The sequence below is a fragment of the Rhizomicrobium palustre genome, from assembly GCF_011761565.1.
Lineage (GTDB): Bacteria > Pseudomonadota > Alphaproteobacteria > Micropepsales > Micropepsaceae > Rhizomicrobium > Rhizomicrobium palustre.
This window is the reverse complement of sequence record NZ_JAASRM010000001.1, coordinates 2,812,327-2,828,272: the sequence shown is the minus strand read 5'-3', so window position 1 is coordinate 2,828,272 and position 15,946 is coordinate 2,812,327. Positions and strand designations below refer to the sequence as shown.

Genomic DNA, 15,946 nt, shown 5'->3' with positions numbered 1-15,946 from the left:
GGGCTTGACCCGGCCATCCAGCGCATCAAGCGGGATTCTGGATGGCCGGCACGGAGGCCGGCCATGACGGAAGAATAGAACTCTTTCGAAGCTAGGCCGTCTTTTTTGCGATCGCCAACAGCTTCGGCACCTGGGCGCGGATTTCGGCGACGGTTTTGGGGTCGAGCTTTTTCAGCCAATCTTGCGGGATGCCCGACACACCATAGGTCGCGCCCGCGAGCATGCCTGCAATGGCCCCGGTAGTATCGGCGTCCCCCCCCTGGTTCACGACATCGATCAAATACGATCTGAAATTATCGCTGCGAAAATAGAAATGCAGCACGGTCTGCATGGTGTCGACGATATAAGGCGATGAGGTGGAATGAAACGGCGTGAAGCGGAAATTGCGGTGCGCCTCGATCAAGCCATTGGCGAGCGCACGCACCGCCTTCACCCCACCACCGGAAAGCAAAGCTTGCACCATCCGCGCCAGGGCGAGCGTGGCATCATCCGATAAGGGATGGTTATGGGTGATGTGGCATTGCGCGATGGTCCATTCTGCGAGCTTTTCCGGCAAGCCCAGACTTGCCAGTGCTACCGGCAGAATACGCATCGCCGCGCCATTGCCGGCATCGCCATCGGCATATTCTTTGGTGACGGTGCCCTCGTGCAGATAGCGCGAGATACCCCGCCGGCAGGTATTGCCGATATCGACCGGCTTGGTGCGGAACCAGGCGAGGAACTCTTCGCACACCGCCATCACATCAAAACCGTTGATGCGGATCAGGGCGCGGCCCAGGGCAAGGCTCATCGCGGTGTCGTCGGTCACCTCGCCAGGTTTCAGCTTCAGCCAGCCGCCGCCGATGATCTTGTTGTGCTCGCCATATTTATGGGCGATCTCGCGATGTGTCATGAATTCGACCGTCGCGCCCAAGGCGTCGCCCACCGCGAGGCCGAGATAGGCCCCCAGTGCGCGATCCATCAGCGTTTTATCGTCCAGCATCAGTAATAGAGGGCTTTAGCCTCGTAATCGCCGCCGATCACCACATATTCGCCCTCGCCCTTCAGCGCATGTTTGGGCAAGAGCTCGTTGAAGAAGAGGATTTTCACCACCGGCACCTCCACTTCCAGAATCGTGTCGCCGAAGCTGGAAGCGGTGTCGCGGTCGCTGGTGAAGGATAAGAGGCTGTTCAGCCGCACGATCACATGCCGCTTATCGGGGCGGGCGAGAAGTTGCTGCTCCTCGAAATTGTTCGTGCCGCGATAGAGCCGGATATGCGTCTTACCCGGCGCATGAAAGCGCGCCAGCGCCCATTGGGAGAATTCGAAGAGCAGATCGAGCTGGCTTTGGATCGCATTGGAGTGAAAGCGGCTCGACATTTTTTCTTCGACATAGGTGATCCATGTCTTGTCCCAGAATTTCTGGATCGGCGCCTTATGGAAGGTCGGAAACAGACCGAAGCGGCTTTCCACCCAGCCTTTCAGCACCGCCCCTTCCGGCGAGTTGGCCTCATAACCCCAGCCGCGCAACAAACGCAGATAGCTTGAGGCCTTGAAACGTGCCGGACCACGTCCATCTCGGTCTTGGTCATCGAGATCGAACATGGTGGCCATATAGGATTCGAACATCCCCGCGGCGATGGCCGGGGTGTCCGCTTCGGCCAGCATCCTGAACAGCGAGCGATTGGAATCGCAGACACTGGCGATGTGCAGTGATACCGGATTGGCATTAAAGGCGGTGGAGGCGATCAGCCCCGTGGGGACCCCGACGAGATTGGTCGAATGGCCGCGATCCGCTTGCATCTCAGCTCGCCAACGCAGCCGAGGGCGAGCGGGAACCCGCAACAATACCGGGCAGCACCTGCATCAGATGCTCGATATCCTCCGCGGTATTTGCCCGAGATAGAGAGAACCGCACCGCGCCCATGGCGCTCGCATAGGGCACGCGCATGGCCTTCAAAACGTGGCTCGGCTCAATATTGCCAGAGGTGCAGGCCGAGCCCGAAGAGGCGGCGATACCGGCTTTATTCAAGCGGAAAAGAACTTCTTCGGAATCCGCACCTGCAAAGGCGATTGCGGATGTACCGGGCACACGATGCTCCCGGTCTCCCAGCACGGCTGAGCCCTCTATGCAGATGAGCACGGCGTGTTCTAGCCTGTCGCGCAACGCTGCAATGCGAAGCCCATCCTCGGGCAAGCGCTGAACTGCCAGCTCCGCCGCTTTACCGAGGCCGACGATGGCGGGAACATTTTCGGTGCCCGCGCGACGCGCCCGCTCCTGCCGCCCGCCCCGTAGAAAGGCGCGGAACTTGGTCGATTTGCGCAAGTACAGCGCACCTATACCCTTCGGCCCGTGAAATTTATGGGCAGAGAGCGAAAGCATATCGATCTTGGTGGACTTCACGTCGATCGGCAATTTTCCCACCGCCTGCACCGCATCACAATGCATCAAGGCCCCCGCCTCATGCGCCAAGGCCGCAATCTCGGCCACAGGGAAGATGGTGCCGGTTTCGTTATTGGCCCACATCACGGAGACCAGTGCGGTCCTTCGGCTGAGCACCCGGGTTAAAGCCACCATATCGAGCCGCCCGCGCCCATCCACCCCGATGCGGTGCACGATCACGCCGTGATGCTTTTCCTGATCGGCCACCACGCCGAGAATGGCGGGATGCTCCACAGTTGAGACAATCACCTCATTGCGATCCTCACGCCGGAGCGCCTGCAAGAGGGCGGCATTGTTGGCCTCGGTCGCGCCTGAGGTGAAGACGATTTCCTGCTCGTGTTCGGCGCCAATGAGCGTTTGCACCTGGCGGCGCGCGCCCGACATCGCCACCGCGGCAGCTTTGCCGAAATCATGGCTTGAGGACGGATTGCCGAAACTCCCTGTGAAGAAGGGCAGCATGGCCTCAACCACCTCAGGGGCGGTCCGGGTGGTGGCATTGTTATCGAAATAGGCCCAGCGCATGGCAGTCTCCGGCGAAAACCGTCAAGACCACTCCAGCAAGGTTAGTGCCAGCAAATAAGGCCGGAATCCCTGGGATTACCCTTGTCGTGAATCCGACAATGGCCGACAAAATGTTAGCGCGGTGCCTCGAGGGCGCGTTCGCCATCGCGCCGAAGCTGGGCGAGGAAAGACTCACCGTTTTCCTCCCCGAAACAATTATCGAAATCGGTGCATTCACCGCAGCTTGGCGCCATGCAGAGCACATATTCCTCGTCCGAGCACAGGGTGCGGAAAAAGAACTTCTTCCACTTCATGTCACTGCGGTTACGGCGCGCCAGCGGGGCGAAATGGGTGGCCATCAATTCGGAAAGCTCGGCGCGGCTGCGAAGCCCTAAATCCTGCCAGAGATGATTGGGACGCTGCGCCCGCCGCGCGATAAGGCTGGCCAAGAGCTTTTGCAGCGCAGAGCCGTCACTCGTTCCCGACAGCAGAAGATCGAACAGACAGGTTTCGTCGGTTTCACGTTGCAAAGCGCTCATGCCCGCCAGCGCGGATACCGCATGCGGAAACATCGCCGCCAGCAGTTCCGGAAGGCCATCATAGCCCGCCATTTCGTTCAAGGGACGTCCAAGCTCATAGCCCTCCGCGAGCGAGAGCGCGAGTATGGAGGCCAGAACATGTTTCTCGAAGGACGCATCGCCCTCACCAATCAGCCAGTGATACGCTTCATCCGGGGTCATGGTCAGAACTTCTTCAGAGGGATGCCCTGTTTCTTCAGGGCATAGCCGATTTGCCGCGGGGTAACGCCGAGGATGCGTGCGGCTTTCGCCTGCACCCAGCCGGATTTTTCCATCGCCTCCATCAAGGTCGCCCGGTCCAGCTCTGGCTCAGGCTTTTCCGGCTCAACGGACGCCGCGGGATGTGATTGGACGGGAGAAGGCGGCCGGGGCTGATCGGCACGCGCGCCCTTCCATAGCATGGCCGAGAGGCAGCCGTCGTTCTGGCAAGGAAAGTCGCCATCGGCCAAATTCTTCTCGCGTGCGAGCGTCGCGGTGTGACGGATGCAATTCTCAAGTTCGCGCACATTGCCAGGGAAATAACAGGATTCCAGCATCGCGATCGCTGCGGGGTTCAGCGCGAGCTGGGTGTCGTGCTCCTGATTGAAGCGAGTCAGAAATTCCTTGGCGAGAGGCGCAATATCCTCACGCCGCTCGCGCAGTGGCGGCAGGAAAATCGGCACCACCGCAAGGCGGAAATAGAGATCCGCGCGGAACGCACCTTTGGCGACCTCTGCTTCAAGATCGCGATTGGTGGCGCAGACGAGCCGCACATCCACTTTAATCGTCCGCGAGCCGCCAACGCGCTCGAACTCGCCTTCCTGCAAAACACGCAGGAGCTTCGCCTGGAAGGCACCGGAAATTTCGCCGATCTCGTCCAGAAACAGCGTGCCGCCATGAGCCAGCTCAAACCGGCCCTTTCGCAATGCCAGAGCGCCGGTGAAAGCGCCCTTCTCATGCCCGAAGAGTTCAGATTCAAGCACGCTTTCCGGCAATGCAGCACAATTCAATTTGATAAAGGGTCCAGATTTGCGCTGTGAAAGCGCATGAATGGCGTTGGCAAACATCTCTTTGCCCGTGCCGGTTTCGCCGCGCAGCATGATGGTCGAATTGGATTTCGCGACGCGCTTGACCTTATCCATCACGCCGCGCAACGCCGTGCTATTGCCGATGATCCCCTTGGCGCCCGGAGGAACATGCCCGCCCTTGACCTCTTCTTGGACTTTGGCAAGTCGCGCCTGTTCGGAGAGCAAGCGTTCACGATCCTGCGCCACGATCTTATGCAAGCGCAGCGCCTGGCCGAGAAGATTGGCTACCATGGTGAGGAATCGCACATCGCTGTCGAACGGGACCGGACGATCCCTGTGCTGCACCCGATCTATGGTCAGCGTGCCGATAACCGTGTCGCCCTGTTTGATCGGAACGCCCATGAAAGAGACCGCCGCCCCCTCGCTGTCGCCCCCGGTATCGTAAGCGGAGAACAACGGGTCGCGCGAAATGTCCGGCACGACCATAGGCATTTTGGTGACCACGATCTGCCCAATGGCGCGCTCCGGAAGACGTTCAAAATATTGGCGGGCATTGGCGGCACTCCACCCCGAGCCGACGACCAATTCCGGCTGGCCTTCCGGGGTGAGCAAGGCGATGAGACCGCGCCGCAAATCCAAGAAGCTCGCGAGCAATGCCAAGACGCCCGAAAGCGTCGGCTCCAGCCGGTTCGGAGATGCCAGCAGCTTCGAAATCTCATAGATGCCGCCGAGCGCCATTTCCGCCCGGTTGCGCGAGGCCAGCAATTCCAACTGGCTTCGATCCGTTACGACCGCCTTCATGACCGCTCCTGTGCCGATCTTCGCGGTCCTCCCTGCTTTTGTGTCCAACCCTTCCTGGCGCGTTATAATGCATGATGAAGTCCACCTGATCCTAGTGGTTCATTTGCAGCTTCAACGGCGAATCCTCGTTCCGGCATGGTATTATTGCCGCGGAAATGGCTAGGCTTTCGCAAATTGCTTAGGCGTTAGGCGTAATGCCGCCTCTTTGCAGGGCGGTCGGCCCATCAACGTCTTGAGCCTTGGCGTTCTCGCAACGCTGAGGCATCCTCCGCAAGAAGGCTCTGGAAGGGATGCGTAGCATGAAGCTCAGTGCAAGAAATCAATTCAAAGGCAAGGTGATCGATGTGACCAAGGGGCAGACTACAGCCCATGTCCGTATCGATATCGGCGGCGGCGTGGTTGTTACCGCTTCCGTTACCAATGAAGCCGTGGACGATCTTGGCCTCGCGGCGGGCGATGACGCTGTTGCCATTATCAAAGCCTCCGACGTGCTGGTCGCCAAATAGCGCCACATCGAAAAGAGATACACTGGTTTCAATAAAAAAATGCGCCATCCTGTGAGGGATGGCGCGGCTTTATGAGTGCCAGCCGTTTCAGGCCTTGCGATTGTTCTTCTTGGAAACGGGCTTTTCGGCTTCGGTCCGGCGCTGCAGTTTCATCTCTGCGGCATACTTCGTTTTCCCGCGCACATCGTTACGCGCCGAATTCGTGCTGCAGGTTTCAGTCGTAGAACTGCCGTTGGAGACCGAACAGAAGATCGATCCGCCAGCACCGGTTTGCCCCGGAACAACTTGCTGCGGCGCGCTCGAGGGGCTGGCGCCGACAGGGCCAGGAGCTGTGCCGCTGGTGCTGCTTGTACCGCTGCCATTCGCATTGGTGTTCGTCGCCGGCACAGAATTGTAGTAGCCCGGAACATCACCATTGGCCGGAGGCGCAGTGATCACCAGCGTCCCATCCTTGCGCGATACAATCACATAATTCGAGGCCTCGCCGCCCGAGAGGGTGATCGCGTAATTGCCCATGGGCGAGCCCTGAACGGCTGAGGTCGACGCCGTTACGCCACCGACCACAGAGGCATTATCGCCGCTCATCAAACCCGAAACAGAGTAGCTAAAGCCCGGATTGGGCGTGCCCTGCTGGCGGGTCGCATCATTAGCGATCAGAACCAGCGAGGCGGGCGTGATCGCCCCCAATGCCCCCGAAAGCGTGGTGGCAGCCAGGACGTAATTGGCGGCATCCACACCCGCGATTGAGACGCCCGTAACCGTGATGGTCTTCCCGTTCGCGACGTTCTTGGTATCGAAGCTGCCGGTCGCCGGGCCGTTAAGCACGACACCGTCGCTGCCAATCACACCACTCAACACGTAATTGCCTTTGCCGAGGGTCGCCAGCGTGGTGCCGTCATATACCTTGGTGACAGAGCCAGTAAGCACCGCGTTGAGGGTTGCGGGCGTGATGCCGCCAATGGCCCCGGAGATCGTGGTCGCTCCGAGAACATAATTACCGGCATCTTCCCCAGAAAGCGCCAGACCATTAACCGTGATGGTCTTACCCTGCCCCACATTCTTGCTGTCGAAGCTTCCCGAGGCCGGATTGTTGAGAACCACAATGTCTTTGCCGATTACGCCGGTGAGGACGTAATTGCCATTGGCCAGCGCGGCCAGCGTGGTGGCATCGTAGACTTTCGTCACCGATCCCGTGAGCGCGGCGTTGAGCGTTGCTGGCGTGATAGCACCGATATCGCCGCTGACGGAGGTGACGCTCAACACATAATTCCCCGCATCGGCGCCCGAAAGCGTCAGCCCGGAAACCGTGATGGTCTTGCCGCTGCCCGCATTCTTGTCTGCAAAGCTGCCCGACGTGTTGGCCACCGAAACCGCGTCCCTGCCGACGATGCCGGAAAGCACGTAATTGCCATTCATCAGCGAGGCTGCGGTAGTGCCGTCGTAGATTTTGGTCACCACGCCGGTCAAGGCGGCCGTCAGCACCTTGGGATCAACGGTTAGCACGCCATTGTTTTGCGCCGACAGCGCATAGCCATTGAGAAGAACGATGCTGCCTTGCGCGGCATTGACAGTGTAGCTGCCAGCCTTCGCGCCAGCACCCGCACCCAACGAGCTGATGATGGGGGTGCCGCTGAACACCGAGGCTGCCGTATCGGCGAGATACACACCCGTAAGGCCCCCATCATAACCTGCGATCTTATAGGCATCGCTCAAGGCCGAACCGATACTAGATCCATAGGTCTTGGAAAGGTCGGTTGTGGTGATGGTCAGCGTCGGCTGCTTGACGAAGAGATAACGGTTGCCGCTCGCCTCGATGCCTTCCGGTGCCATGGTATCGTAAGTGGCATTCCAAATCGCGGTATTACCGCTATCGAGACCGCCAAAGCTGTTTTTGGAGGGATCGGCCGAATAAATCAGCCAGCGGCCATCTTCCGACGTCACCGCAGTCGCGCCGCCGTTATTCACAAAAGCCTTGCCGGCCGATAACACGATGCTGTTCCGGCTGTACACAGAGCCACTCTCAGTGATTGTGAGATCACCGCCCGAGAGCAGCGACACCACATCTGCGGCCTGCACCGACGCATCCACCGTGAGGTTTCCGCCCGCCTTCACCGAAATCAGGCGGAACCCGCTCAGGCCGCTATCATCAGCCACCGTGCCGATGGTCAGATCACCGCTATTGACGAAGCTCAACGAACCATAAACGGGCCGATCCGCCAAAATGGAAACGTTATTGGCGCTGTTGGTCAAGGTGAAGCTGGTATTAACCCCACGCAGCACCAAGGCATTTGCCTTGATCGCCTCACTTTGCGTCACGCTTGCGTCGTCCGCGCTCAGAACGACATTGCCCGTGGTGGTGATGGCCTGATCGATGTTCAGGCTGAAGCCGGTTTCCAAGACATTGAGATTGGTCGAAGACCCAAGAGCCACCTTTCCGTTCGACACCGCGAACAGGTAATCGGCTCCGCTCATATTCCCCAGCGCCGACGCCAAGCCATCAAACATCGTGGAAAGATTGGCCGCACCCGAGATCAGGCGCAGATCACCCACATAGAGATTGGCGTCCGTCAAAGCGCCGTCGCCTTTCACGAGGTAGGTGTTCGCTTGCACCGTCCCACCCGTGAGGTAGGCAAGAACGTTGCTGTCGTTCTGGAGCGTTCCGGCAGGCATGAAGATATAGTAATAGCCATTTGAGCCCGTGCCGGATTCGCCCAGCTTATTGCCATTGGCGAGAGCGCCCACCCGCAGGCCCGGCGCCGCGTCTTGATCCGAATTGGCGTAGACCTTGCCGCTAACCGTCTGTACCCCGTTCGGGAAGAAACTGGCGAGATAGGGATAAGCCGCGCCCAGATTGAAGCCCCAATCAGGGGAAGTGAGCCCGTCGGGCATATTCGATTGCAGGTATGATGTGCCGAGGCCAATGAAGCCCGTCGTGGTCTGCCCCTCGCCGACCCCGCGATTGTAGGAAATGCCCGTTGTGTCGCTATCGAAATAGCCGTTGGTGATCGTTCCGTAGGCCGAGCCCGCCAGCCCGCCGGAAACGCCATCCGCCTTCACATAGCCAAGACCAACGACATTGTTGAGAACGCCGGAGGTAGGCAGATAGCCCGCAATGCTGCCAGCATGACTGCCGCCAATAACGGCGCCGAAAGCTTCGCCGTTGCTGATCCCACCTTCGACCGAGCCGGCCAGGCCACCCGCAGCCGAAGACTCACTGCCGTTCTTAAGGATGACATTGCCCGTGGCGAAGACGTTCTGAGCCAAGCTGCCCAATTCGACATAACCAATCAGACCGCCGCAAAGATCACAGCCATCACCGACAACATTGACAGTCGAATAGCTGTTATAGGCGACGCCCGACAAATGTCCGGCGAGAGGACCAAAATTGTTCACGCCCTTGCCGGTCATCGTGCCGCCGACAAGCCCGATATTCCGCAACACGCCAGAAGCAACACCAAACAGGCCAGCTTCATCAGCCCCCGTCATATCCCAATTGAGATTAGAAAGAGTATTGCCGAGGCCATCGAAGATGCCCGCAAAATTATTCGCGGCATTGCCGATCGGCGTCCAGCTCTTACGCGCGGAACCGTCCAGCGACGTCGCCAAGGCATAGCTGCCCGAAAGATCACTGTTGATCGCTTGCAGTTGATCCAACGAGTAGACGAGCTTGTAGGCCTGCCGATTGACGAACAGCTTGGCCCCGTTGTCCGTATTGCCAAAATCAAGGCCGCCGCCGACCCCATAGCTGATCTCTGTAAGCGTTTGCCACGGCAGAGTTCCGGCCTTTGTGCCGGCAACCATCGAAACTGTCGCTGCACCGGAGGCCGAGACCTTGGCGTTAACCGCGATTGCACCGGTCGCGTTCAGGATAAGGCGACCGCTATCGAGATTGATGGCGTTGGCGACGGTGATGTCGCCATTACCGGCAGTGAAATACCCCGCATTTGTGCCGGTGAAGGTCAGCGCTTGATCGATGGTCAGCGGCCCCGCCGCGGTGATATCCAGCGACGCCGTGGGCATTACGCTGGACCCGGAAATATTGAAAAGGAAATCGCCAGCGGCAAAGTTGTCTGGCCGCACAAAGCTCGACAGCGTGTTGAGCGCGGCCGAAACCGTGACCGCCGAGGTATTGTAGAAACTCAGATACCCACCGAAGAGATCAATGGCCGATAAGCTTTGGCCCTTATAGTCCACCACCGCATTCGCAAAAACATTGCCCCCGTCAAGGAACAGCAGGACCGCTCCATTGGACGAAGGCGCAAAAAGCGAATAGGAGCCATCCGTGCCGCTCTTGGCCGTCCCGGCGACCGACGAGTTGCCAATCAGAATTTCGTAAACATCGGCGCCGGAGAGCGCGTTGCCACCACGCGAGGTATAAACCGTGCCGGAAATCGTCGGTATCGGGTTTTCAATGATCAAGCGCGGATTGGCGGTGTTGCTAAAGACCCAAACGCTTGGATCAAAGCCCTGGGGACCTTGGCGCAATTGAGCCGTCGTCAGGCCTGCTGCGGCGCCAGTGTAGACCGAGGCGGTTGAGCCGAGCCCCAACTGCGTGCCGGACGTTTCGCTATTCCAATAGGCATTGGTCAGGATCTTTGTCCCGAAGCCATAGCCAATCCCGAGAAGTCCCCCGACATTCTGCGCCGATGAAGGGGCGGTAACGGGGCCAGAGGCATAAACGTTCGAGATCGTGGTTGAACCGAAATACGCCCCAACATTGCCAATCAATCCACCGATAGTGTCCTTGCTTGCTGTGACAGGCCCGGTTGCATAGGCATTGATGAGTGTGGATTCATTAAGGGTGCCAATAAGGCCACCGATTACGTATGCCCCAGAGACTGAACCACGTGCGGAAGCGTTGGTTATGGTGGAGGTGTCGGCAAAGCCGATCAGCCCGCCATGATACGATCCATCTGCTGTTATTGAGGCTGTGGAGTAGACGTTCTTAAGCGTCGCCTTCCATGCGTAGCCGACCACACCGCCAACAAAATCTGCCGAGCCAGAAATCGTTCCACCTAGAACACCGAAATCGCGGATCACGCCATTGCCGACATAGCCGAAGAAGCCCGCATTTACTGACGTCACGCCATAGCTAAGGTTAGAAACCGTATTGCCCAGGCCAGTGAAGACTCCGTTGAATCCGCCATTACTCCCGCCGATTGGGGTCCAGCCGTTGAAGGAATGCCCATCAAGGGACTTCGCCAAAGCGTAAGTTCCACCACGCGAATTCGAGGTGGCATTGATCGCCTGGAGATCGTCGAAGGAATATAGAAGCGTGTACGCAGTACCATTGATCGAAAGCGACGCCCCTGCATCCTTGCCGCCGGTAAACTGCAACGAATGCCCATTGAGGAATTGATAATCCCCCGACTGTGCCGTGTTGAGTTGGACCATACCGCCGCCGGTCACCGTCACATTGGAACCAATAGCGATATTTTTGGCGGAAATGTTCAGTGCGCCATCGACGATACTCAGGGCGCTCAACTCTTGGCTGGAGAAATTCCCGGCCACATTCAAGTAAAGGCCATTGCTACCTGCGAAGTTCAGCGTGGCGTCCAGCGAAAAGTCGCCAGTGGCGGTGATGTCGAGTCCCGCCATGGGCGCCACGTTATTTCCGGAAGAACTGAAGAGGAAATCACGTGCGGATACGCCATTCGGCGTCACGGCACCGGCCAGCGTGTTGAGCGCGGCGGCCACCGTGACCGAAGAGGTATTGTAGAAGGTGAGATAGCCGCCATAGAGGTTCACGCCAGACAGGCTGGCGCCCTTGTATTCCGCCACGGTGTTGGCAAAAACGCTTCCACCATCCAAGAACAGCAGCACCGAGCCGTTTGAATCTGGCGCGACCAGCGAATACGTACCATTGGTGCCGCTGGTGGCGTTGGCCACCACCGAGGAATCCCCCAGCGTCAGTTCGTAAACATTCGCGTTTGCGAGTGTGGTCTTACCGTGGTCGGAATAGACCGTGCCGGAGATGGTCTTGGCGGGCGCAGTCTCAAAACGCAGATAAGGATTAAACCCGTCCTTATAAACCCAGCCGGGTGGTTGCATACCGTCGAGACCGGCGGCCCGCAATTGTGCCGTGGTGACGCCGGTTAGCGTGCCGCTATACGTGCCTTTTCCTGTCATGCCATTGGTGACGCCCGTGGTATCCGTGGTCCAATAGGCGTTCGAGAAATAGATCCCGACATTTGTACAGGCAGGCGCGCACATTTCGGCGACATTTGCGAACAGTCCGCCTTTATAGTCTGTCGCGGAGACAGCACCGCTCGCATAAACGTTAGAGACGGCGACGCTGCCTTGATATCTACTCACCTCGCCGGCAAAACCGCCTGCCCTATACGAGGCAGAGACATCGCCAGTGGCATAGGCATTGCCTACCGCAGCCTCGTAAATCCCGCCGGCAAAACCGCCGACGTTTTGCTCGCCGGTGACATTGCCATGCGCAGCGCCGCCGTAAAGACGTGAACCCGCGTCGAGGAAGCCGATCAGCCCCCCCACATACCAGCCGTTTCCTTTGACGTCCGTGGAGGAGTAGACATTCAATATCAAAGAATTTGCGACTTCGCCTGCCAACGGGCCGATATCGGAGTTGCCATTCGCAACCGTAATCGTTCCGCCGACCAAACCGAAATCACGAATGATGCCGTTTCTTACGGTCCCGAAGAAGCCGGACATCGAGCCCGCAACCGTATAGCTGAGGTTGGAAACGGTATGACCCAAGCCCTCGAAAACGCCACTGAAGGAATTCGCGGCGTTGCCGATGGGCTTCCAGCTTGTGAGTGAGGATGCATCCAGCGAGTTGGCGAGGGCGTACGCGCCGTCCAACTTACTGGGGGAGTTTATCGCCTGAATGTCGTCGAAGTCATAGAGCAGCGTGTAGCGCGAATTGTTAATGGTCAGCGTTGCACCGGAGCTCTTGCCGCCGGTGAAGCTGAGCGATGTTCCACCGCCAAACACCGTGCTCGCGGGAACGGCCACATTAAGTGAAACAGCCGCGGCACCTGACGCCGTGAGGTTCGCCATCGACGACATCGTATAGGCGGTTAAATTGAGCGCGCCATTCTCAACCGTCAGCGGCGCGTCAATCGACAGCGCGTCGCCTGCGGTGAGGTAAAGTCCATTCGTGCCGACGAAGCTGAACGCCCTATCGGCGGAAAGATTTCTACTCGCGGTGATATCAAGGCCAGCCGTCGGTACGATAACATCGCCCCATGGCGAAAACAGGAAGTCGCCGGTGGAGAAGCCATCCGGCTTCATGAAGCTCTTCAGCGAGTCAAGGGCAGAGGTGACCGTTACAGAGGAAGTATTGAAGAAGGTGAGATAGCCGCCATAGAGGTTCACGCCGGAAAGGCTGGAACCCGTGTATTCCGCCACCGTATTGGCGAAGACGCTGCCGCCATCCAGGAACAACAATGCAGTGCCGTTCGATTGCGGCGCCGCAACTGAATAGGCGCCATCATTGCCGCTGGTGGCATTCGCCACGATGGTGGAACCGCCCAGCAGGACCTCATAGACCTTCACGCCAGAAAGAGTGGTCTTACCGTGGTCGGAATAGACCGTGCCGGAGATGGTGGTCTGCGGTAACACCAGGAAGCTGAGATAGGGATTGGCCCCGGATTTGATGTTCCACGGCAAAGCATTGAGACCGGCAGGGCCGGATTGCAGAACGCTCGTGGGAACACCAAATACATTACCTGTATAGGTTCCGGAGCCGATGCTCTCGGTCACGTTGGCTGTATCCGTATTCCAATATGAATTGGAAATTGTCGTCTGATCGATGCAGGTGGAACAGAAATTGTCTACGCGCCCGATGAGGCCGCCAGACACCCCGTCACCGGAGACGGCACCGCTTGCATAGGTATTTTCGATATAAGTGGCGTTGCTGTTGGAAACCGCGTGTCCAATAAGCCCGCCAGCATTCTGCCCGCCTTTGACGCTGCCCGTGGCATAGGCATTCAGAATCTGGCCCCCATATATCGTCCCAACCAACCCACCAACATCTTGCCCACCGGTGATATCGCCGAATGCGGCCGCGTTGATGATGTTGGAATCACCGCTGATGCTGCCGACGAGACCACCGACATACTGGCCGGTCCCGGTGACACTGGTGCTCGCAAAAACGTTCTGCAACTGGCTGCTTTCGGCGGTGCCCACGAGCGGCCCCACCGCGTTGATGTTCCCGCTGGTAATGGCACCATCAATCAGGCCGAAATCCCGAATGGTCGCACCCGAGGTGTAGCCAAAGAAGCCGGTCGTGTTTTTCGTTGCTGTATAGCTAAGGTTGGAGACGGTGTGTCCCAAGCCCTCGAAAATGCCGGCGAATGGCAAATCGTTATAGCTGTCACCAATCGACGTCCAAGTGGTGAGGGAAGACGCGTCCAGCGAATTGGCGAGAGCGTATGCACCGCTCAACTTGCCAGGGGAGCTTATCGCCTGAATGTCGTCGAAGCCATAAAGCAGCGTGAAAGACGTACCGTTGATGGCCAGCGTTGCTCCCGAGTTCTTGCCACCCGTGAAGCTAAGCGAATGCCCTCCCAGAAAAGTGTAGTCACTCCCCGTTAGGACGACGGAGCCCGCGCCCGAGACGGTTACATTATCGGCAAAGTTCAGATGTTTGCCCGTCAGGCTGAGGCCGCCGCTGGCCAAGCTGATCGGCGCGTTGACATTGATGCTGTTGGCAGCCGCGAGGGTCAGCGTGTTGCTGCTATTCCAGCTCAGCCCCGTCGAAATCGTGATATCGCCCGCTTGCGAACCTGGGGCATTCGACGCCCCCGTGGTGATAGAGACGCTGTTGTTCTTCAGCGCGTCCAAAATCTGGTCGGCGTTGATGACCGTATCGTTAGCAGTGGCGGTATAGCCCGAACCGGTGCTGGCATCGTTCGAAATGATGATGTTGTACGGATCGATCAGCCATTCGCCGGTCTTGCCATGCGGCGCGACGGTGGAGATTTTCGCCCCAGCCACATCGAGGACATGGCCCGAGGTATCGATCTTGCCGCCATTACCCGAGATGCTGCCGCCCTTTGCGCTGGCGGTGCCGTAGAATTTGGTGTTCAGCGAATTCAGCACAATGCTGCCGCCGTCGCCTTGGCTGGTCGCGGAGGCATCCAAAACCGTGGCCGCGTCTGCAGTGACCCGCGATGCGTTGACGCTCGCGACCGAGATGCTGCCGCCGCCATTCGCGCCCGAGGCATCAAGCTTGGCACCTTCCAGCGCGACGGCGCCGACACCCGAATCCAGGATGATCTTGCCGCCCTTATGCGAAATGGTCTGGGCAACGATCTCACCCTTCACCGAAATCACATTGGTGACGAGCGCCGCAGCAGCCCGCGCCGAAAGCACCACGCTGGAGGCCTCGATGTGGCCGTTATTGGCCACAAGCGCCTTCACCGGCTGGCCGTTCGCATCAATCGCGGCAGCAATCACATTGGGATCGACCGGGAAGGAGATCAGGCCATCGCCGGTGAAGTCCAATGTGAAGACATTGGACGCGCCGAGCGCCACCTGCCCCAGCTTGGCGCGGATCACGCCGTTATTGGTGACCGAAGGTGCCACCAGCCCGACCATGCCGCTATTCGCGGTGATCTGGCCGTAGTTGATGATCTGACCGTTGGCGCTGCCCGGCTTATCGAATTTGGCCTTGCCCGACATGATGTCGGCATTGGAAGCATCCGAGGTGGTGGCGACAAGCGCACCGACATTGACCTTGGCATTGGGCCCGAACATGAAGCCGTTGCCGTCAATCAGGATAACCTTGCCGTTGGCCATGAGGTTGCCAAGGATCTTGGCCGGATCGGCCCCACCGATGCGGTTGACGGCAAGCGCAGAGGCATCGGGCTGAATGAAGGTCGTGGTTTCGCCCTTGGCGATGTCGAACTTCTTCCAGTCGATGATCACGACCTTGGTCGACTGATTGACATTTAACTGGTTGGAGCTTGGTGTGGAGATAACGGCCTGGCCGCCTACGACCGTTCCCCCGGTGGGGTTGGCCCATGCGGGATAGCCGACAAACAATGCCGAAAGCGCGACAGTGACCTTTAACTTATTGGTGAAAAAACTGCGCTGCATGGGCTTTACCCTCTTGCGGTGAGATTCAGTGTGGCGCGCCACACAAGGGGCGCGTGCCGG

The 15,946-nt window shown here is 58.6% G+C and carries 7 protein-coding genes; 1 reads left to right on the top strand and 6 read right to left on the bottom strand.

What is annotated here, in order from left to right:
• Window positions 1–91: 91 nt before the first annotated feature.
• The 5 genes from draG to nifA form a co-directional block, all read right to left on the bottom strand.
• Window positions 92–979: an ADP-ribosyl-[dinitrogen reductase] hydrolase gene (gene draG / locus FHS83_RS12535; RefSeq protein WP_167085465.1), complete on the bottom strand. Its 888-nt coding sequence runs from the start codon at window positions 977–979 to the stop codon at window positions 92–94.
• A gap of 2 nt (window positions 980–981) precedes the next feature.
• Window positions 982–1,782 (bottom strand): NAD(+)--dinitrogen-reductase ADP-D-ribosyltransferase, encoded by an 801-nt coding sequence (locus FHS83_RS12530; RefSeq protein ID WP_167083290.1) that lies wholly within the window; start codon window positions 1,780–1,782, stop codon window positions 982–984.
• A gap of 1 nt (window position 1,783) precedes the next feature.
• Window positions 1,784–2,944, bottom strand: a complete 1,161-nt coding sequence (locus FHS83_RS12525; RefSeq protein WP_167083289.1) for an aminotransferase class V-fold PLP-dependent enzyme — start codon at window positions 2,942–2,944, stop codon at window positions 1,784–1,786.
• 113 nt (window positions 2,945–3,057) lie between these two features.
• Complete coding sequence (locus tag FHS83_RS12520) at window positions 3,058–3,663, bottom strand: nitrogen fixation protein NifQ (protein WP_167083288.1); 606 nt, start codon at window positions 3,661–3,663, stop codon at window positions 3,058–3,060.
• Between the two features lie 2 nt (window positions 3,664–3,665).
• The gene (nifA, locus tag FHS83_RS12515; protein WP_167083287.1) at window positions 3,666–5,309 is read right to left on the bottom strand and encodes a nif-specific transcriptional activator NifA; all 1,644 of its coding nucleotides are present in this window, start codon (window positions 5,307–5,309) and stop codon (window positions 3,666–3,668) included.
• A gap of 299 nt (window positions 5,310–5,608) precedes the next feature.
• Here nifA and FHS83_RS12510 point away from each other — a divergent pair, with 299 nt between their 5' ends.
• On the top strand, window positions 5,609–5,815 hold the full coding sequence (locus FHS83_RS12510) for a TOBE domain-containing protein (RefSeq protein ID WP_167083286.1): 207 nt from the start codon (window positions 5,609–5,611) through the stop codon (window positions 5,813–5,815).
• Between the two features lie 87 nt (window positions 5,816–5,902).
• On the opposite strand, the gene FHS83_RS12505 is transcribed toward FHS83_RS12510, so the two are convergent.
• Window positions 5,903–15,886 (bottom strand): YDG domain-containing protein, encoded by a 9,984-nt coding sequence (locus tag FHS83_RS12505; RefSeq protein ID WP_167083285.1) that lies wholly within the window; start codon window positions 15,884–15,886, stop codon window positions 5,903–5,905.
• Window positions 15,887–15,946: the final 60 nt, after the last annotated feature.